Raw genomic sequence first — 17,783 nt, 5'->3', positions numbered from 1 at the left:
GGCGCCGCGCGCCGTGTCCCCGCGCGCCCGACCCGGTCCGCACCCCCGCCGTCACAGGTACTCCCTGATCCTCGGCGCGATCCCCACGACCACGGCGAACGCGGCCAGGGTGGACAACGCGATGATGAGATCGGGCCCGTTGGAGGAGGTGCGGCGGGCGTTGTCGATGCGCGTGCGCAGGGTGTCGCGGGCCTCCTCGATGGCGTCCTGCATGGACTCGTCGAACTCCTCGAACGCGGCCCCCGAGTCGCCCTCGCTCTGGCCGGAGGAGATGGTGATCGCGCCCTGGTAGTCGCCCTGTTGGTACAGGGAGTCGGCGCGGTTCTGGGCGGCCATCCAGGCGTCGAGCGCCTCGATCGCGTCCGTCACCGCGCCCTGCGAGTCGAGGTCGATGCGACCGGAGGAGTCCTCGTCCTCCTCGTCGTCGAGGTAGACGGTCAGGGTGTCACGCACGTTGCCCAGGGTGGTCGCCCGCTCGGCCGCCGACCCCTCGGGATCGGTACGCCGCACCAGGTTGAGCGTCTCCTGCGCGCGCACCTTCTGGGCGTTGATGCGCTGGCGGGTGAGCTCGTTCATCGGTGCCGCGCCCTCGGACAGGCCCTTGGCGTTGTCATTGGCCGCGAGGAACCCGGCGATCATCGTGAGCAGGAACGTCGCCACCATGAGCAGCGAGCCCAGGGCGAGCGCCGGGTTGAACCGCCGCCCGGTGAGTCGCCACAGCCACTGTTGCAACAGCAACAGCACCGCGATCGCCAGCCCCAGCAGGAAGAACGACCCCCATGGCGGCGACGACCACTCCCTGTCCGACTGTCCCACCGACGTGGACTGCCGGTCGTACAGGTCCGCGGCGGCGGGCAGGATCGTGTCCTGCATCAGCGTCGACGCCGACGCCAGATACGCCGAGCCGACCGGATTGGCCACGCGGTTGTTGGTGCGCGCCGTCTCCACCAGGCCGGTGTAGGTGGCCAGCTGGGCGTTGATTAGGGCGAGCTGTTCGATGGACTCGGTGTCGGTGCGGTCGAGGCCCTGGGAGGCGGCGATGATCGACGACGACGAGGTCGCGATCGCCTGGAGGTAGCGTTCGCGCAGTTCCGCAGGCTCGATACCGCCGGTGATGAACGCGGTGTTCGCCGCGGAGTCCGCGATCGTCAGGGAGCTGTACAACGTCTGCGAGGCGTTGGCGACGGGCTCGACCTCGGCCAGCAGCGTCTCGTGATAACTCTGCCGCTGGGTGATCGTCGAGGACGCCACGATCCCGCCCGTGAGCACCGTGATGATCGCGAGCAACGCGAAGACCGACATGCGGCCCGGCGTGGTGAGCACGTCGTTCCAGAAGCGGGCGGCGCGGCGACGGACCGGCCTGCGGGGTTGGAGGGTGGATGACGACTCGCCACCCGAGCCGGGCGTTGGTGTGAGCGTGGAGGCGGAGCCGGGCCGGGAGCCGGAGGCCGACGTGGAGGCGGAGCCGGACCGGGAGCCGGAGGCGGCACCTGATGCGGGTGCGGCGCCGGCCCGGGGAGCGGCGTCGGCCGAGGATGCCGGGGTGGACTGTGCGGAGCCTGACTGGGACGCGGAGCCTGACTGGGACGCGGACGCAGGCGTGGCCCCGGCGGCGGACGCCGCGGGCGTGGATGCCGACGTCGACCCGGCAGGGGCGCCGTCCACCGATGCGTCGCCGGGTGCGGGCGTGTCCGCGGCCGCACCGCGGGCGCGGCGGAGCGAGAAGGTTCGGGCGCGCATCTGCTCGCTCACCTCCCCGGTCTCCGCCCGCCGAGCCGACGATCCGACGGGAGTGTCTCCCAGGTTAGTGAAGTGGCGGCGCGGAGTCGGGCAGACTGGTCGACGAGGACTCAAGGTTCCGCCCGATCCGGGGGTGGACGGGTCCAGGGGAGGTGGACGACCGGTGGCGGCGAGCGAAGGTGACGGCAACGGCTGGGTGGTGTCCGACGAGGGCGATCGCCGGTGGGGTCGGTTCGGTGCCGCCGGGCTGCTCCTGCGGGCCGCCGACCCGTCCGATCCCGACACCCCGCTCGTGTTACTCCAGCACCGCGCCGTGTGGACGGCCTCGGGCGACACGTGGGCGCTGCCGGGTGGTGCGCGGGACTCGTACGAGGACGCGCCCGTGGCGGCGCTGCGCGAGACGGAGGAGGAGGCCGAGATCCGGCCCGCCGACGTGGTGGTCCGCGCGCAGGTCGTGACCTCCCGCATGCCCGGGACCGTGTGGCACCGGCCCGGACTCGACCTGCGGCACGCGGCCGAGCTGCTGGGCCGGCTGCGGCCCGACCAGCGCCACGACGAGCTGCCCGAGGACCCGTCGGGCTCCGCCCGCCCCCGCACCGTCCCGCCGCTGGTCCAGGAGTCGCCCGACGCGGTGGAGTGGACGTACACCACCGTCATCGCGGACGCCCCGCGCGCGCTGGAGACCGTGCCCAACAACGAGAGTCTCGAACTCCGCTGGGTGCCCGAGACGCTGGTGGCCGAGTTGCCGCTCATGCCCGCGTTCGCCCACGCCTGGGCGAACGGGCTGCGCACCGACCCCGTCGAGCTGGTGGTGGACGTGGCCAATGTGCTCGGCTCCCGCCCCGACGGCTGGTGGAAGGACCGGGCCGGCTCCACCTCGCGACTGCTCGACGACCTGGGCGCCGGGATGCCCCGCACCCTCGAACTGCCGGGGGGGTTCGGCTGGGTCGCCCGCGCGCACGCCGTCATCGAGGGCGTCGCCAAGGCCGCCGAGCACGAGGGCCCGCTCGTCGTCCACCGCGCGTCCGGGTCCGGCGACGACGCGATCGTCGATCTGGCCACCGAGCTGGATGGCGGGCCCCGCCGGGTGGTGGTGGTGACGGCCGACCGGGGACTGCGGGACAGGCTGCCGGGCGACGTCGTCGTCGTCGGACCCCGCGCCCTTCTCGGGTAGCACGCTCGCACGCCGGCCCGGTCCCACCCCGGTCCCGCCCCGGCCCCGCCCCGGTCCGACCCCGGCCCCGCCCCGGTCCCGGCCCGGTTCACCGGGTCCACCCGACCTGACGGGTCGGATCCGCGCGCCGCACCGCCCCGCGGGTGCACACTGGAACGCATGACCCTGCCCCCGGAGATCCTCGTCGGCCCGATGCTGCGCTACGTCGACAGCACCGACGCCACGGTGTGGGTGGAGGTGTCGGCGCCGTGCGCGGTGACCATCCGTGCCGGCGACGAGGTGGTCACCGAGCGTTCGTGGGGCGTGCACGGCCACCACTTCGCGGTACTGCACCTGTGCCGGCTGCCCGAGGGCGAGATGACGCCGTACGAGGTGTCGCTCGATGACCGGCTCGCCTGGCCCGTCGACCCGGGTCGGCCCAGCGTGATCCGCACGCCTCGCGCCGACGACACGGTGCGGCTGGCGTTCGGGTCGTGCCGGCGTGGGGAGAGCCAGACCCCGGTGGCGCTGCGCAGGATCGGTGCCGACGCACTGGTCGCCCTGGCGCACCGCATGGCGCACACCCCGCAGGAGGAGTGGCCGGACGCGATGCTCCTGCTCGGCGACCAGGTGTACGCCGACATCCCCAGCCGGGAGATCTCCGAGCGGCTGGCCGAGCGTCGGCGCGCGGGCGGTGGCCCGCAGTCGGTGCGGGACTCTGCCGGCGCCGGGGGAGACCGCGACGTCTCCGACGAGATCTGCGATTTCGAGGAGTACTCCTGGCTGTACCACGAGTCGTGGCGTGACGCGGATGTGCGCTGGTTGCTGTCGACGGTGCCGAGCTGCATGATCCTCGACGACCACGACCTGCGCGACGACTGGAACTCCTCCCACGCGTGGCGTCGCGAGATGACCGCCCAGCCGTGGTGGAGCGACCGGGTGATCGGCGCGTTCGGCAGCTACTTCGTCTACCAGCACCTGGGCAATCTCGCCCCCGACGAGCTGGAGCGAAACGAGATGTACCGGGCGTTGCGGTCCGCCGGTTCGGACGCGGAGAGGGAGTCGCTGCTGGACGACTTCGCGCTGTCCACCGATTCCGAGCGCCGCACCGAGCAGTGGAGCTTCAAGCGTGACTTCGGTCGGGTGCGGGTGGTGATGCTCGACGTGCGGGCGTCGCGGCATCTGGACCCGCAGGACCGGCGGGTCATGGACGCCAACGAATGGCAGTGGACGCGCGAGTCTTGCCTGGACGCCGACGTGGACCACCTGGTGATCGGCTCGTCCCTCCCGGCGTTCATGCTGCCTGCCCTGCACAACCTCGAGGGCTGGAACGAGGCGGTGTCCCGCGACCAGCCCGACAAGCCGGCCACCGCGCGGGTCGGCGAATGGATCCGCCTCACCGTGGACCTCGAGCACTGGGCGGCGTTCCGCAACAGCTTCGACGACTTGGTCGGCCTGCTCACCGAGGTGGCGGCGGGCGATCACGGGCCCGCGCCCGCCTCGATCCTCCTGCTGGGCGGCGACGTGCACTGCTCGTACCTCGAGGAGGTCGACCTCACCGCCGAGCGGGTGGTGGACTCAACCACCCGCGTCCATCAGCTGGTGATGTCGCCGTTCCGCAATCCTCTACAGAAGTCGATCCGGGCGGTGAACCGTCTGTCGGTCCGCGAGCCCGTGCCCGCCCTGACGCGCCGCCTGGCCCGGGCGGTGGGGGTGCGGGAGCCCGAGGCGCGGTGGCGGGTCACCGACGGACTCTGGTTCGACAACGGGGTGATGACCCTCGTACTGCGCGGCCGCCGCGCCTCGGTGCAGGTCGATCACGCCACCGTCGAGTGGCCCGCGCGCGGACTGGGCAAGGCCCTCACCCTGGTGCCGGGGCTGACGCCGGAGTCATGGGGACGACGACGGCGAGAGGGCGATTCGCTGGGCCGTAAGCCCCGGCAGGTGTTGCGCAGGACGCTGAGCAAGGAGTTGACCGGGGAGGGCCTGTCTCCGCGGGCAACGGCCGACCGGACGGACGCGGACCGGGACGGGGCTCTCCGGGGCGGGGCTGGTCAGAGTACGGCTGTCCGGACCGAGGCCGCGCGCTAGACCGACACCGCCGACCGGCTAGGCCAGGGCCGCGCGGAGTTCGCGGGCGGCGGCGGTGGGGTCGGCGGCGCCGGTGATCGCTCGGACCACCACCACCCGGGTCGCACCCGCTGCCAGCACCTCGGGCAGGTTCGTCGAATCGATCCCGCCGATGGCGAACCACGGCGTCCCGGCCGACCCCGCAGCCGACCCCGACCCCGCAGCCGACCCCGACCCCGCGGTGGTCCCTGCCGCGTGGCGCACGAGGTCCGGTCCCGGCGCCACGCGGCCCGGCTTGGTCGGCGTGGGCCACACGGGACCCGTGCAGAAGTAGTCGACCAGCGGGTTCGCCGCGGCCCTGTCGACCTCGTCCACCGCGTGGCAGGACAGGCCGAGCACCACGTCGTCTCCGACGATCCGGCGCGCCCACTCCACCGGCAGGTCGTCCTGCCCGACGTGCAGCACGTCCGCCCCGGACGCCACGGCGACGTCGGCGCGGTCGTTCACCGACAGCAGCGCCCCGTGGGAATCGCACACCTCGCGCATCACCGCCAGGGCCCGCAATTCGTGCCCGGCCTCGAGCGGCCCGAGGTCGCGTTCGCCGGCCGAGTGCTTGTCCCGCAGCTGCACGATGTCGACCCCGCCCGCCAGGGCCGCGGTGACGTCCCTGCGCAGCGCCGGGAAGTCGCCCGACCACCCCTGCTCGCGCGCCTGCTCGTCGAGGTGCCGACGCGCGTCGATGCAGAGGTAGAGACGGGCGTCGGCGAGGCGGGCACGGAGGCGGTCGGCGCGGGAGGTCATGGTCACAACCGTAGGCCAGGGCACCACTAGGCTGGCCGTCATGACCTCCCGTGCCGCCGCCGCCGACGACGGCCACCGTCCCGCCGCCGACGACGGCTTCCGCCCCGGTGCCGGTGCCGGTGCCGCTGCCGCCGCCGTGGCCCGGGAGGCCGCGGATAACGGTATCGCGCGTATCGGCGCCCGGCGGCTGGCCGTGATCGGCGGCTCGGTGATCGGCCTGGCCTGCGCGTGGTCGGCCGCCAGGACCAAGCTGGCCACGGAAGTGGTGATCTACGAGCCCGACGAGTCCGGCCCCGACGGTGTGCCCGCCGCGGCCGCGGCGTGGGTGGCCGGTGGCATGCTCGCCCCGTTCAGCGAGGCCTGGCCGGGAGAGGAGGCAGTGTTCGCGCTCGGAGTGGACTCCCTGCGGCGGTGGCCGGACATGCTGGACGCCCTCGAGCCGTACGTCCCTCCCGGCCCGCCGGTCCGCACCGGCACCCACACGCACATGCTGGCCGTGGACGAGGCCGACGCCCGTGACCTCGACATGGCCATGGAGTGGGCCGCCCGCCAGCCGGACTCCACCGACGCCGACCTGCGCCGGGTCACCCGGCGTGAGCTGCGCGAGGCCGAGCCGTCCCTGGCCCGCGTCGCCCGCGCCGCCTATCGCATGGACTCCGAGGGGGCCGTCGACAACCGCGTCCTGCTGGCCGCCCTGACCCGCGCCTGCCGCGCCGAGGGTGTGAGGTGGGTGCGCAGCGCGGTGACCTCGCTCGACGACGTCGACGCGGACCGCATCGTCCTGGCCGCAGGTTCCGGGTCCGCCGAACTGGCGGGGCTGCCGGTGCGCCCGGTCAAGGGCGAGGTGCTCCGGCTACGCGCCCGGCCCGGCTGCGAGGACGCGCCCCGGGGAGTGGTGCGGGCGTTCGTCCGCGGGCGACCGCTGTACCTGGTCCCGCGCGACGGTGGTCTGGTCGTGGGCGCCACGCAGTACGAACACGGCGACGACCGGCAGGTCACCGTCGCCGGGGTGCGCGACCTGCTCGCCGACGCCGAGACGATCTTCCCCGGGATCGGGGAGTACGAGTTGGCCGAGGCGATCGCCGGGCTCCGGCCGATGTCACCGGACAACCTGCCGTTCCTCGGCGCCGACCCGACGGACCCGCGCGTGATCCACGCCACCGGGCACGGCCGCAACGGCATCGCGCTCACCCCGGTGACCGTCGCGGCGGTCTGGGCGGCACTGCACGCGGTGCGCGGTCCGGCGGCGGCGCGTGCGGCCGCTCCCGACCGCTTCGCCCGCGGGTGAGCCCCGGGTGCCGGGCGCCGTGGGGCCCGGGTGCCGGTCGCTGTGGGCCCACCGCATCGACGTCGCCGGGGACCCCGCGCCGGCGACTACGGGCACCCCGCGCAGGCGACTACGGTGGAGACGTACAGCCGCGACCCGGAACTAGGAGGGCCCATGATCGTCACGGTGAACGGGGAGGACCGCACCCTGGCCGACGGCGCGACCGTCCGCGCACTCGTCACCGAGCTGGACCTGCCCGACGAGGGCGTCGCCATCGCCGTCGACGGCGTGGTGGTGCCCAGCTCGGGCTGGGACGACGCCCCGCTCGGTGCGGGCGCGGAGATCGACGTCCTCACGGCGGTCCAGGGTGGCTGACCCGACCGCGACCCCGGTTCACGGCGTCCCAGGGCCGTCCGCGTACCCGTCCGACGTTGCCGCGGTGCTGGACTCGCCACTGGTGATCGCGGGCGAGGAGATCTCCTCGCGGCTCATCACGGGCACCGGCGGCGCCGGCAACCAGGAGGTCCTGCGCGAGGCACTGATCGCCTCGGGCACCGCCCTGACCACCGTGTCGATCCGCAAGGTCGACCTGCGGCTGGGCTCAGACGGACTCGGGCTGCTCGGGCTGCTCGGGCTGCTGAAAGAGCTCGACATCCGCCCGCTGCCCAACACCGCCGGCTGCAGGTCCGCCACCGAGGCCGTCAAGACCGCCCGGCTCGCCCGCGAGGCGCTCGGCACCGACTGGGTGAAGCTCGAGGTGATCGCCGACGAGCGCACGCTCCTGCCCGACGGGGTGGAACTGGTAGAGGCCGCAGAAGACCTCGTCGACGACGGTTTCGTCGTCCTTCCCTACACCACCGACGACCCCGTCCTGGCCCGCCGCCTGGAGGACGTGGGCTGCGCCGCGGTCATGCCCCTGGGCGCACCGATCGGCACCGGGCTCGGGATCTGCAACCCGCACAACCTGGAGATGATCGTCGAGCGCGCCGGAGTGCCGGTGATCTGCGACGCGGGGATCGGCACCGCCTCCGACGCCGCACTTGCCATGGAACTCGGCTGCGACGGCGTCCTACTCGCCACCGCCGTCACCCGGGCGGAGAACCCGCCGCTCATGGCCGCCGCGATGCGCGAGGCCGTCCGGGCCGGGCACGCCGCCCGCCTCGCCGGCCGCATCCCGAAACGCTTCTGGGCGCAGGCGTCCAGCCCTCCGGTCGACTGAGGCCCTACCGGCCGCCCGACGGCATGCGCGCGACCTGTCCGCCAGCCCGCCGACGGTCAGTCCTCGGTGCGCGGCACCCGCCGCACGCCGATCCCACCCATGAGCGCCAGTCCCGTGACCCTGATGACCGGGGCTCCGGGCGGGGCCTGGCGGACCGGGCGCGGGTCCGGCTTCCAGTGCCCCGACTCCTCGCCGAATCCGCCCATCAGGCCGATCCCCTCGACCTCCACCCGCACGTCGTCGGGGACGTAGATGTCGATGCCGCCCATGATCGCGAACGCCCGGATCGTCGTCTCGTGGGACTGCAACGAGGCACCACGCAGGTCGATCTCGATGCCGCCCATCAGCGCGAACGCGGTGTGCACGGAGGGAAGGGTCCACGCCCCCGCCCGCTCGACGCCTCCCATGATCGCCAGCGAGGAGGCGGGCCCGCTGGCCCCGGTGACGCGACGCGCCGGGGCCCCGTGCGGCCGGGTCGCGGGCGTCGAGTCGTGCTCGTGGTGGGCGATCGGCAGGTCGTGCGTCAGCTCGATGAGCTCGGACCGGAAGCGTGCGGCGTACGCCCGCGAGGTCCGGTCATCGAATTCGGCGAGCGTGAGCCTCCCCTCCGAGAAGGACTCCTGGAGGAGCTTGGCGGTGGCGTCGCGCTCGGCGTCGGAGGCGCGGACCGACGGCAGATGGCGATCCGGCTCGGGAGTGGCGTCATCCATGGTCACGAGCCTAGTACTGCACTACCTGTACGCTGGCTGAGTAGGTGGACGCACGCTGCCCGCGCCCCGGCAGGCAGACTGGGGACCATGATCGAGGTACGGAATCTCACCAAGCGCTTCGGCGCCTCCACCGCCGTGGACGACCTCAGCTTCGAGGTCCGGCCCGGCGTCGTCACCGGATTCCTCGGCCCGAACGGCGCCGGCAAGTCCACGACGATGCGGATGATGGTCGGTCTCGACACCCCCACGTCCGGGCAGGCACTGATCAACGGCACCCCGTACCGCGAGTTGGATCGCCCCGCTCACAAGGTGGGCTGTCTGCTCGACGCGTCCTGGACCCACGCCAACCGTTCCGCCGGCGCGCACCTGAGGATGGTCGCCGCGGCGGGCGGGGTGGCCCCGGGCCGCGTCGACGAGGTGCTCGGCCTGGTCGGCCTCACCGACGTCGCCGGCCGCAAGGTCGGCGGATACTCGCTCGGCATGCGCCAGCGACTCGGTCTGGCCACCGCCATGCTCGGCGACCCCGAGGTCTTGCTGTTCGACGAGCCCGTCAACGGACTCGACCCCGAGGGGATCCTGTGGATCCGCCGTTTCATGCACGCGCGCGCCGCAGAGGGCCGCACCGTGCTCGTCTCCTCGCACCTGCTGTCGGAGATGGCGCAGACCGCCCAGGACCTCGTCGTGATCGGCCGCGGCAAGCTGCGCGCGCAGACCTCCGTCGAGGAGTTCCTGGACGCCGCCACATCCTCGGTGGTGTTGCGCACCCCGCACGTCGACGAGTTCACCGCCGCCGCGCGCGACGAGGGCATCGAGGCCACGTTCGACGCGGAACAGGGTGTCTTCCTCATCCAGAACCTCCGCGCGCCGCAGGTCGGCGATGTCGCCGCCAGCCTGGGGATCACCGTCCACGAACTGCACGAGAAGCGGGCGTCGCTGGAGGAGGCCTTCATGGCCCTCACCGACCAGGACGTCGAGTACCACGGTCAGGAGTCCACCCGATGAACCAGCTGAAGTCCGAGTGGATCAAGGTCACCACCACCAAGAGCGCCTACTGGCTGTACGCGATCGGCATCGGCCTGGCGGTGGTACTCGCAGTGGTCATCGGCCAGTTCGAGCAGCCCGCCACAGGGGACCCGATGGCCGGTGCGCCCGGCGGCGGCAGTGACCCGCTGTTCGCGATCCTCGGCGTCAGTGCGTTCACCGTTCTGCTGGCGTGGATCGCCGCGATCGTCGGTGTGACCGGCGAGTACCGCTATCACACGATCAAGGCGACGTTCCTGACGACGCCGTCGCGCTGGCCTGCCATCGTGGCCAAGACCGCCCTGTTCACGGTGCTCTCGATGGTGGTCACAGCCATCGCGGTGATCCTGGCGCTCCTCGTGGCCGGGGCGCTCTCCGGAAACGAGGGCTGGACCCCGTTCTCCGGAGACGGGCTGACCTACCTGTGGCGCTTCCCCGTCTACGCCGCACTGGGGACGATCGCGGTCACGGGCCTGGCGTACATCATGCGCAACGCCGCCGGCACGATCTCCCTGTTCCTCGTGTGGATACTGGCCCTCGAGGGCATGGTCTCGTTGATCCCGCGGGTCGGCGAGGACATCGCCGCCTGGATGCCGTTCGCCAACGGTGACTTCTGGACCCAGGGAGAGAGCGTCCGCGGGTACATCACGTGGGGCGAGTGGCCGGCGTTCGCCTGGTTCGCGGCCGTGTGCGTGGCCCTCTGGGTCGTCGGGGTGCTGATGACACTGCGCCGGGACGCCTGAGCTCGGTCGGCCGATCCGACCTACTGAGCACCGACGTCCCGGCCCGTCGGGCGCGGTGGGGACCGGCGCGGCCCTCGCCGCCGGTGAGAACTACGACTCGGTGATCGGCAGGTAGACGCGGCCACCGAGTTCGGAGAATTCGGCCGATTTCTCCGCCATCCCCGCCTCGATCGCCTCCACCGTTTCCATCCCGTGCTCCGCGGCGTAGTCGCGGATGTCCTGGGAGATGCGCATCGAGCAGAACTTCGGACCGCACATCGAGCAGAAGTGCGCGGTCTTCGCCGGCTCCGCGGGCAGCGTCGCGTCGTGGTACGCCAGGGCGGTGTCCGGGTCGAGGGCCAGGGCGAACTGGTCCCGCCACCGGAACTCGAACCGGGCGGTACTCAGCGCGTCATCGCGGGCCTGCGCGCCCGGGTGACCCTTCGCCAGATCGGCCGAGTGCGCGGCGATCTTGTACGTGATCACGCCGGTCTTGACGTCGTCCCGGTCGGGCAGGCCTAGGTGCTCTTTGGGCGTGACGTAACACAGCATCGCCGTGCCCGCCTCGGCGATGCGGGCTGCACCGATCGCGGACGTGATGTGGTCGTAGCCCGGCGCGATGTCCGTGGCGAGGGGGCCCAGCGTGTAGAACGGGGCCTCCTCGCACCACTCCTCCTCGAGGCGCACGTTCTCCACGATCTTGTCCATCGGCACGTGACCAGGACCCTCGATCATCACCTGCACGCCGTGGCTCTTGGCGATCCCGGTGAGCTCCCCGAGCGTGCGCAGTTCGGCGAACTGCGCCTCGTCGTTGGCATCGGCGATCGACCCCGGCCGCAGACCGTCGCCGAGGGAGAACGTCACGTCGTAGCGGGCGAGTATCTCGCACAGTTCCTCGAAGTGGGTGTAGAGGAACGACTCGCGGTGGTGCGCCAGACACCACGCCGCCATGATCGAACCGCCACGCGACACGATCCCGGTGACCCGCTTGGCCGCCAGCGGGACATAGCGCAGCAGCACTCCGGCATGGACGGTCATGTAGTCCACGCCCTGCTCGCACTGTTCGATGACGGTATCACGGTACAACTCCCAGGTCAGACGGGCCGGGTCGCCGCCCACCTTCTCCAGTGCCTGGTAGATGGGCACGGTGCCCACGGGGACGGGGGAGTTGCGCAGGATCCACTCCCGCGTCTCGTGGATGTCCCGGCCGGTGGACAGGTCCATGATGGTGTCCGCGCCCCACCGGGCCGCCCACACCATCTTCTCGACCTCTTCGGCGATCGTGCTGGTGACCGCCGAGTTGCCGATGTTGGCGTTGATCTTGGTGAGGAAGCGCTTGCCGATGATCATCGGCTCGCTCTCCGGATGACGATGGTTGGCCGGGATGACCGCCCGACCGGCGGCGACCTCCGAACGCACCACCTCGACATCGATTCCCTCGCGCACGGCGATGAACCGCATCTCCGGGGTGGTCAGCCCCGCCCGGGCCCAGGCCAACTGCGTCCGGACGGGAGTGGGGTTCTCCGGCGAGGCGGGGACGGCCCCGGGGTGGGGCCACTCGCGGCGGGTCGGCGGGAGTCCCGCGCCCAGGTCATGGCAGTCGGCCGCACTCGCGTAGGCGGTATACGGGCCGGAGGTGTCGTAGACGTCGAACGTCGTGCCATCGGTGAGCGCGATTCGGCGCACGGGCACGCGCTGGGCGTGACCCGATTCGCCGGGCACCTCGAGGTGGGCCTTGGTGCTGGAATGGATGGGGCCGCACGTCACGGCGTCGATCGGGGTGGAATCGGTGCCGTCGGTGAATAGAGCTGTGCCCATGGTGTTTCCTGATCTCCCTACGCCGGCATGATCCGGACAGGTTCTACGGTCGACGACCCGGCTGGTCGTCCTCTCAGCCCGCGCATCGAAGCGGACTCCCGTGTGGACGAGTATGTGATTGTGCCGGGGCGAGCGTAACCCGACGAGTAGCATCGCGGGTGGAACACGCCCTGCCGAAGGAGTTCTGATGTCCCCTGTAACGTCGCTCAAGCTGGTCCACAACACCGATAGAGACCGCTTCGAACTGTGGGACAGCGAGACTTTCATGGGTCTCGTCGGTTACGAGAAGGACGGCGACGTCTACATCCTGCTCCACACCGTGATCGAGGAGCGGTACGGACAGCAGGGGATCGCGCGATTGCTGGTCAGCCTGGTGCTCACCCGCATGCGGCTCGACGAGCTCAAGATCCGGCCGGTCTGCAGCTACGTGCGGCGGTTCCTTGTTCGCTTCCCGGAATATCAGCTCCTGGTCGCCCAGCCGTGACAGACGCGGGGCGGTGACCGTGGCCCGCGGTGACCATTGTCAGCCGGCCGACGAGCGGCTGAGAAGGGGCCGGGGGAGCGGGACGTAGTCTGACCCCAGACGACCAGCTACCCGGAGGACTCCCATGACCTACCCGCCCCAGGGGAACACTGCCGACGGCGACTCGACCGGTGGCGACGATGCGAGTCGGGGCTCCTACGGCCAGAACCCGTACGGGCAGGGCACCTACAGCCAGGGCACATACGGACAGGGCACATACGGACAAAGTCCGTACGGCCAGGGCTCGTACGGACAGACCGACTACGGCGCGCAGACCCCGACCGGCTACGGCGCGCAGACCCCGACCGGCTACGGCGCGCAGACCCCGACCGGCTACGGCGCGCAGACCCCGTCCTTTGCCGGGGCGGGCGGGTACGGGACCACCTCGGGAGCTCACCCCGGCCCGCCGTCGAACGTCGGCTGGGCGGTCGCGTCGATCCTGTTCTTCTGGCCGTTGTCGTTCGTCGCGATGACCCGCGCGCTGGACGTCTACCCGCTGTGGGCCGCCGGTCGCCACGCCGAAGCCGAGGCCGCCAGCGCAACCGCCAAGAAGCTCGGCATGATCTCACTGGGGATCGTGGCAGTCCTCATCGTGTTGTACTTCATCTTCATCTTCGCAATGGTGGGACTGGCCTCGAGCGGCTTCTAGACCCGGCCGGGTCCGCGGTTCAGGCCAGGCCCAGACGAGGGGCTTCGATCGCGGGGCACGCGTCCATCACCACGTCCAGCCCGGCATCCTTCGCGCGCTGCGCCGCAGCCTCGTCGACCACCCCCAGCTGCAACCAGACCGCCTTGGCTCCCTTGGCTATCGCATCGTCCACCACGCCGCCCGCGAGCTGCGAGTTGACGAACACGTCGACCACATCGATCTCACCGGGAACGGACGCGAGATCCGGATAGCCCTGCTGACCGTGCACGGTCTCGGCCTTGGGATGGACCGGTACGATCTCATGTCCCAGGTCGCGGACGTAGGCGGCGATCCCGTACGCGGTGCGCGCGGAGTTGGTGGACAGGCCGGCGACGGCCCAGCGGCCCTTCTCGGTGAGCAGGCGCGTGATGACGGCGTGGTCATTGGAATGGCTCATACCCAGTGCAAGGCCCGCCGTCGCCCAGACATTCCCGGCGCGGCTCCGCCAGGCCCGTCCTCGGGGACATCGCTCCGCTCGCTGGCGCTCCCTCCGCTAGTCCCCGACGGCGTCCTTGCCGCGGCGGACGATCTTCGGGTCCGGGTCGAACACCACCTGGGGGTCCTTGTCCGGGTAGTCGAACTGGTTCAGGAAGTAGCGCATCGCGTTGATGCGGGCCCGCTTCTTGTCGTTGGACTTGATGGTGATCCACGGCGCGTGGTCGGTGTCCGTGCGCCGGAACATCTCCTCCTTGGCGTCCGTGTACTCGTCCCACTTGCCGAGGGACTGCAGATCCATGGGCGAGAGTTTCCAGCGCCGCACCGGGTCGAGTTGGCGGATCGCGAACCGGGTCTTCTGCTCCTCCCGGGTGACGGAGAACCAGAACTTGGTCAGCCCGATCCCCGAGTCGACCAGCATCTTCTCGAAGTTGGGCGCCTGTTCCATGAACGTCTCGTATTGCGATTGCGTACAGAACCCCATCACCCGCTCCACGCCGGCGCGGTTGTACCAGGAGCGGTCGAACAGCACGAGCTCGCCGCGGCTGGGCAGATGAGCCACGTACCGCTGGAAGTACCACTGATACATCTCGGTCTCGGTGGGCTTGACCAGCGCGACGACCCGGGCCTGCCGGACGTTGATGTACTCGGTGAACCGCTTGATGGTCCCGCCCTTGCCGGCGGCGTCGCGGCCCTCGAACACGATCACCTGCCGGTGCCCGGTCTCGGCCTGCCAGTTCTGGAACTTCAGCAGTTCGATCTGCAGCAGGTACTTCTCGACCTCGTACTGGTTGCGGTCCATCCGCTCGTCGTACGGGTAGTTCTCCCGCCAGGTGTCGACGGCCCGGCCGTTGATGTCGATGAGGTCCGGGTCCTCACCGTGGTCGTCGCGGACCGTGAAACCCTCGGCGCGGAGCCGGTCGATGTAATGGCGTAGCTGGAACGTGGACATGGCTCAGTCGAGCTCCACGACGACGGGCGCGTGGTCCGAGGCGCCCTTTCCCTTGCGTTCCTCGCGGTCGATGAACGCCCCGCTCACCCGCGCGGCCAGCGCGGGGGAGTGCAGTTGGAAGTCGATGCGCATGCCCTTGCGCTTGGGAAAGCTGAGTCCGGTGTAGTCCCAGTAGGTGTAGACGCCGGGCCCGGGGGTGTGTTCGCGGGTGACCTCGCGGAAGCCGGCGCCGTCGAACGCGGCGAACGCGAGCCGCTCGGGTCCGGAGGTGTGGGTCTTGCCCTCGAAGACCTCCGGGTCCCACACGTCCTCGTCGAGCGGCGCGACGTTCCAGTCACCCACGAGGGCGATCTGGGCGGCGGAGTCGGCGGTCAGTTCGGCGGCGGCGTGGTCGCGCAGGCGGGCCAGCCACTCCAGCTTGTACGTGTAGTGCGGGTCGCCCAGCTCACGGCCGTTGGGGACGTAGAGGCTGTACACGCGGACGCCGTCGCAGACCGCCGAGATGGCGCGGGCCTCCGGGTCCTGCGAGACCTCGGGGTCCTTGTGGAAACCGGGCATGTCGTCGAAGCCCAGACGCACGTCCTCGAGCCCCACCCGGGAGGCCACGGCGACCCCGTTCCACTGGCTCAGCCCGTGGTGGGCGACCTCGTACCCGAGCTCACGGAACGCGTCTTCGGGGAACTGCTCGTCCTTGCACTTGGTCTCCTGCATCGCCAGGACGTCGACGTCGGACCGTTCGAGCCACGCGAGCACGCGGTCTCTCCGGGCGCGGATCGAGTTCACATTCCAGGTGGCCAGGCGCATGCGCCCGAGTGTATTGCCCTCCGCGCGGTGGTGTCACCGTGGGAGCGGAGCCGGTGTCAGTCGACGACGACGAGGTGGCGCAGCGAATGGTGCGGCTGCAGTCCGAGCTTGGCCCACAGGCCGCGCCCGGCGGAGTTGTCCGCGAACACGTGCAGGTGACATTCCTGCGCGCCGAGGCCCAGTCCCCACTCCACGAGCGAGCCGGTGACCACCTCGGCCAGGCCGCGGCGGCGGTGGGCGTCCGCGGTCTGCACGCAGGACACCGCGATCCGCGGGTGTCCGTCGGGTCCGGCGGTGACGGCGCCGCGGGCGATCGCGGCCAGGTCCCCGTCCTCCTCGAGCCGAGCGAACACCGCGTGGCCGCCGGGGCCGGGTTCGCCGGCGTCCGGTCCGGAGGCGACGAGCCCCGCGGTGGCGAGCATCGCCGGCCGGACTCGCTCGGGGTCGAGGTCGGCGGTGGCGTGGTAGAGCGCCAGCCAGTCGTCGTCGGGGCGCTCGGCCAGGGTGACCGCCGGCCGGGTGGGGGCGGGGAACGCCTCGTCGACCACCGCGAGCAGGTCGCGGCTGTCGGCGGTGCACAGCAGGAGGTCGCGGTCGGCATGGATCCGCGAGGCGTCCACCGGGGCGCCGTCGAGTTTCATTCGCTCGGATTTCACCAGCCGGTCCACGTCCACCAGGCGCAGCGGCAGGCCGCGGGCGGCGTACCAGTCGCGCACCCCGTCCAGGTCCTCACAGTTGGCCCACGGCAGGACGGGCACCGCGGAGTTCCCGCGGTAGGACCAATCGTCGCCGGCGCGGCAGAACCAGCCGTCGACCAACTCGTACTCCGGTCCGGGCCACGCCAGGGCGCCGGCGTACTCGTGCGCCCGGATGTCGCGGGCCCGTACCGGCCGCGGCGGGATCACCTTGAGCACCGCGATGTCGGCGTCCGCGATCCGCACCTGCTCACCGGACTCGCGTACCACGACCAGTTCCGGCTCGAGCTCCACCACGCGACCGATGACGTCCGTGTACAGATGCGAGGTCTGGCCCGCCTCCAAGTGGCGACGCACCACCACGCGATCGCCCACCGCCACCCGGCGGCCGGCGTTCCACCGGGACCGTTCCGACAGGCCCCGGTCCTGCTCAGCCATGGTCGGTGCCGACCTCGTCGTCGTAGTCATTGTCGTTGTCGTGGTCGTCATCGTCTTCATCGGCGAACGGGTCCGGGTCGGAGGCCGGATCCCAGCTCAGGCCGGGTACGCCCCACCCGGCGTCACGGATGTGGCGCTTTGCGGCCTTCCGGTTCCGTCCGATGAGGCCGTCGGTGTAGAGGAAGCCGTCGAGGTGGCCGACCTCGTGCTGCAGGCAGCGGGCGAACAGTCCGTACCCCTCCACCGAGACGGGCTCGCCGTGCTCGTCGGTGCCCGTCACCCGCGCCCACCAGGCGCGACCGCGCGGGAAGTTGACCGCCGGGACGGACAGGCAGCCCTCGAGGTCGTCCTCCGGATCCGGCATGGTCTCCGGGATCTCGGACGTCTCCAGGACCGGGTTGACCACGCATCCGCGCCGGTTCAGCCAGCCGCCGCGCGCCTCGACCTCCTCGCGGGTCACGCCCTCGCCGTCCTCGGTGTCCAGGTCGGGACAGTCGTAGACGAACAGCCGTTTGCGCACGCCGATCTGGTTGGCGGCCAGGCCCACCCCGTTGGCGGCGTCCATCGTGTCGTAGAGGTCCTGCACCAGCGCCGCGAGTTCCTCGGGGGACTCGGTGACGGGCTCGGTGGGGGCGTGGAGCGCGGGATCGCCGAGGATGACGATGGGACGGACGGCCATGGTGGTCGATTCTAGAGCGCCGGACATGGCGACGTGTCGGAGGCGTGTG

The 17,783-nt window shown here is 71.4% G+C and carries 18 protein-coding genes; 9 read left to right on the top strand and 9 right to left on the bottom strand.

Going from position 1 to position 17,783, the window contains the following annotated elements; genetic code table 11:
* Positions 1-51: 51 nt before the first annotated feature.
* Positions 52-1,752: a hypothetical protein gene (locus AB5G72_RS15015; protein WP_440220264.1), complete on the bottom strand. Its 1,701-nt coding sequence runs from the start codon at positions 1,750-1,752 to the stop codon at positions 52-54.
* Positions 1,753-1,903: 151 nt separating this feature from the next.
* Here AB5G72_RS15015 and AB5G72_RS15010 point away from each other — a divergent pair, with 151 nt between their 5' ends.
* Both AB5G72_RS15010 and AB5G72_RS15005 read left to right on the top strand, forming a co-directional pair.
* On the top strand, positions 1,904-2,914 hold the full coding sequence (locus AB5G72_RS15010) for an NUDIX domain-containing protein (protein WP_440220263.1): 1,011 nt from the start codon (positions 1,904-1,906) through the stop codon (positions 2,912-2,914).
* 159 nt (positions 2,915-3,073) lie between these two features.
* Positions 3,074-4,984 carry an alkaline phosphatase D family protein gene (locus tag AB5G72_RS15005; protein WP_440220262.1) on the top strand — a complete coding sequence of 637 codons (1,911 nt, stop codon included), beginning with the start codon at positions 3,074-3,076 and terminating at the stop codon, positions 4,982-4,984.
* Positions 4,985-5,002: 18 nt separating this feature from the next.
* On the opposite strand, the gene thiE is transcribed toward AB5G72_RS15005, so the two are convergent.
* The gene (thiE, locus tag AB5G72_RS15000) at positions 5,003-5,764 is read right to left on the bottom strand and encodes a thiamine phosphate synthase (RefSeq protein ID WP_440220261.1); all 762 of its coding nucleotides are present in this window, start codon (positions 5,762-5,764) and stop codon (positions 5,003-5,005) included.
* Positions 5,765-5,804: 40 nt separating this feature from the next.
* On the opposite strand from thiE, the gene thiO reads away from it, so the two are divergent.
* From thiO to AB5G72_RS14985, 3 genes are all read left to right on the top strand, one after another.
* Positions 5,805-7,052, top strand: a complete 1,248-nt coding sequence (gene thiO / locus AB5G72_RS14995) for a glycine oxidase ThiO (protein WP_440220260.1) — start codon at positions 5,805-5,807, stop codon at positions 7,050-7,052.
* 153 nt (positions 7,053-7,205) lie between these two features.
* Positions 7,206-7,406, top strand: a complete 201-nt coding sequence (gene thiS / locus AB5G72_RS14990; RefSeq protein ID WP_017836465.1) for a sulfur carrier protein ThiS — start codon at positions 7,206-7,208, stop codon at positions 7,404-7,406.
* A gap of 64 nt (positions 7,407-7,470) precedes the next feature.
* Positions 7,471-8,250: a thiazole synthase gene (locus AB5G72_RS14985; protein ID WP_440221512.1), complete on the top strand. Its 780-nt coding sequence runs from the start codon at positions 7,471-7,473 to the stop codon at positions 8,248-8,250.
* A gap of 56 nt (positions 8,251-8,306) precedes the next feature.
* Here the strand turns inward: AB5G72_RS14985 and AB5G72_RS14980 are convergent, their stop codons facing one another.
* Positions 8,307-8,960, bottom strand: coding sequence for a DUF1707 domain-containing protein (locus AB5G72_RS14980; protein WP_440220259.1), 654 nt, complete (start codon positions 8,958-8,960; stop codon positions 8,307-8,309).
* Between the two features lie 87 nt (positions 8,961-9,047).
* Between AB5G72_RS14980 and AB5G72_RS14975 the strand changes: the two genes are divergently transcribed.
* On the top strand, positions 9,048-9,962 hold the full coding sequence (locus tag AB5G72_RS14975; protein ID WP_061227928.1) for an ABC transporter ATP-binding protein: 915 nt from the start codon (positions 9,048-9,050) through the stop codon (positions 9,960-9,962).
* The gene (locus AB5G72_RS14970) at positions 9,959-10,723 is read left to right on the top strand and encodes an ABC transporter permease (RefSeq protein ID WP_120286091.1); all 765 of its coding nucleotides are present in this window, start codon (positions 9,959-9,961) and stop codon (positions 10,721-10,723) included. Before AB5G72_RS14975 ends, AB5G72_RS14970 begins: the two co-directional genes overlap by 4 nt.
* A 90-nt stretch (positions 10,724-10,813) precedes the next feature.
* Here the strand turns inward: AB5G72_RS14970 and thiC are convergent, their stop codons facing one another.
* A complete protein-coding gene (gene thiC / locus AB5G72_RS14965) occupies positions 10,814-12,520 on the bottom strand; it encodes a phosphomethylpyrimidine synthase ThiC (RefSeq protein ID WP_440220258.1) in 1,707 nt (568 codons plus the stop codon).
* Between the two features lie 187 nt (positions 12,521-12,707).
* Here thiC and AB5G72_RS14960 point away from each other — a divergent pair, with 187 nt between their 5' ends.
* Positions 12,708-13,004 (top strand): GNAT family N-acetyltransferase, encoded by a 297-nt coding sequence (locus tag AB5G72_RS14960; protein WP_067719316.1) that lies wholly within the window; start codon positions 12,708-12,710, stop codon positions 13,002-13,004.
* Positions 13,005-13,128: 124 nt separating this feature from the next.
* On the top strand, positions 13,129-13,692 hold the full coding sequence (locus AB5G72_RS14955; RefSeq protein ID WP_440220257.1) for a CD225/dispanin family protein: 564 nt from the start codon (positions 13,129-13,131) through the stop codon (positions 13,690-13,692).
* Positions 13,693-13,711: 19 nt separating this feature from the next.
* On the opposite strand, the gene AB5G72_RS14950 is transcribed toward AB5G72_RS14955, so the two are convergent.
* The 5 genes from AB5G72_RS14950 to AB5G72_RS14930 form a co-directional block, all read right to left on the bottom strand.
* Positions 13,712-14,128, bottom strand: a complete 417-nt coding sequence (locus AB5G72_RS14950; protein WP_269504279.1) for a CoA-binding protein — start codon at positions 14,126-14,128, stop codon at positions 13,712-13,714.
* Between the two features lie 96 nt (positions 14,129-14,224).
* The gene (gene ppk2 / locus AB5G72_RS14945) at positions 14,225-15,118 is read right to left on the bottom strand and encodes a polyphosphate kinase 2 (protein ID WP_440220256.1); all 894 of its coding nucleotides are present in this window, start codon (positions 15,116-15,118) and stop codon (positions 14,225-14,227) included.
* Positions 15,119-15,121: 3 nt separating this feature from the next.
* Positions 15,122-15,922 (bottom strand): exodeoxyribonuclease III, encoded by an 801-nt coding sequence (locus tag AB5G72_RS14940; RefSeq protein ID WP_440220255.1) that lies wholly within the window; start codon positions 15,920-15,922, stop codon positions 15,122-15,124.
* A 56-nt stretch (positions 15,923-15,978) separates the two neighbouring features.
* Positions 15,979-17,055 (bottom strand): GNAT family N-acetyltransferase, encoded by a 1,077-nt coding sequence (locus tag AB5G72_RS14935; protein WP_185950901.1) that lies wholly within the window; start codon positions 17,053-17,055, stop codon positions 15,979-15,981.
* On the bottom strand, positions 17,048-17,734 hold the full coding sequence (locus AB5G72_RS14930) for a peptide deformylase (protein ID WP_119192768.1): 687 nt from the start codon (positions 17,732-17,734) through the stop codon (positions 17,048-17,050). Before AB5G72_RS14930 ends, AB5G72_RS14935 begins: the two co-directional genes overlap by 8 nt.
* Positions 17,735-17,783 lie beyond the last annotated feature (49 nt).

It is taken from the genome of Dietzia sp. MNB45, assembly GCF_051994785.1.
In the GTDB taxonomy this organism is placed as follows: Bacteria; Actinomycetota; Actinomycetes; order Mycobacteriales; family Mycobacteriaceae; genus Dietzia; species Dietzia kunjamensis.
This window is presented reverse-complemented; position numbering and strand designations above follow the sequence as displayed.

Excerpts from the sequence above, each read along its gene's own strand:
- AB5G72_RS14970 (WP_120286091.1), top strand. The coding sequence starts at position 9,959 with ATGAACCAGCTGAAGTCCGAGTGGATCAAGGTCACCACCACCAAGAGC.
- AB5G72_RS15005 (WP_440220262.1), top strand. The coding sequence starts at position 3,074 with ATGACCCTGCCCCCGGAGATCCTCGTCGGCCCGATGCTGCGCTACGTC.
- ppk2 (WP_440220256.1), bottom strand. The coding sequence starts at position 15,118 with ATGTCCACGTTCCAGCTACGCCATTACATCGACCGGCTCCGCGCCGAG.
- thiO (WP_440220260.1), top strand. The coding sequence starts at position 5,805 with ATGACCTCCCGTGCCGCCGCCGCCGACGACGGCCACCGTCCCGCCGCC.
- AB5G72_RS14930 (WP_119192768.1), bottom strand. The coding sequence starts at position 17,734 with ATGGCCGTCCGTCCCATCGTCATCCTCGGCGATCCCGCGCTCCACGCC.
- AB5G72_RS14975 (WP_061227928.1), top strand. The coding sequence starts at position 9,048 with ATGATCGAGGTACGGAATCTCACCAAGCGCTTCGGCGCCTCCACCGCC.
- thiS (WP_017836465.1), top strand. The coding sequence starts at position 7,206 with ATGATCGTCACGGTGAACGGGGAGGACCGCACCCTGGCCGACGGCGCG.
- thiE (WP_440220261.1), bottom strand. The coding sequence starts at position 5,764 with ATGACCTCCCGCGCCGACCGCCTCCGTGCCCGCCTCGCCGACGCCCGT.
- AB5G72_RS14935 (WP_185950901.1), bottom strand. The coding sequence starts at position 17,055 with ATGGCTGAGCAGGACCGGGGCCTGTCGGAACGGTCCCGGTGGAACGCC.
- AB5G72_RS14940 (WP_440220255.1), bottom strand. The coding sequence starts at position 15,922 with ATGCGCCTGGCCACCTGGAATGTGAACTCGATCCGCGCCCGGAGAGAC.
- AB5G72_RS14955 (WP_440220257.1), top strand. The coding sequence starts at position 13,129 with ATGACCTACCCGCCCCAGGGGAACACTGCCGACGGCGACTCGACCGGT.
- AB5G72_RS14980 (WP_440220259.1), bottom strand. The coding sequence starts at position 8,960 with ATGGATGACGCCACTCCCGAGCCGGATCGCCATCTGCCGTCGGTCCGC.
- thiC (WP_440220258.1), bottom strand. The coding sequence starts at position 12,520 with ATGGGCACAGCTCTATTCACCGACGGCACCGATTCCACCCCGATCGAC.
- AB5G72_RS14950 (WP_269504279.1), bottom strand. The coding sequence starts at position 14,128 with ATGAGCCATTCCAATGACCACGCCGTCATCACGCGCCTGCTCACCGAG.
- AB5G72_RS14960 (WP_067719316.1), top strand. The coding sequence starts at position 12,708 with ATGTCCCCTGTAACGTCGCTCAAGCTGGTCCACAACACCGATAGAGAC.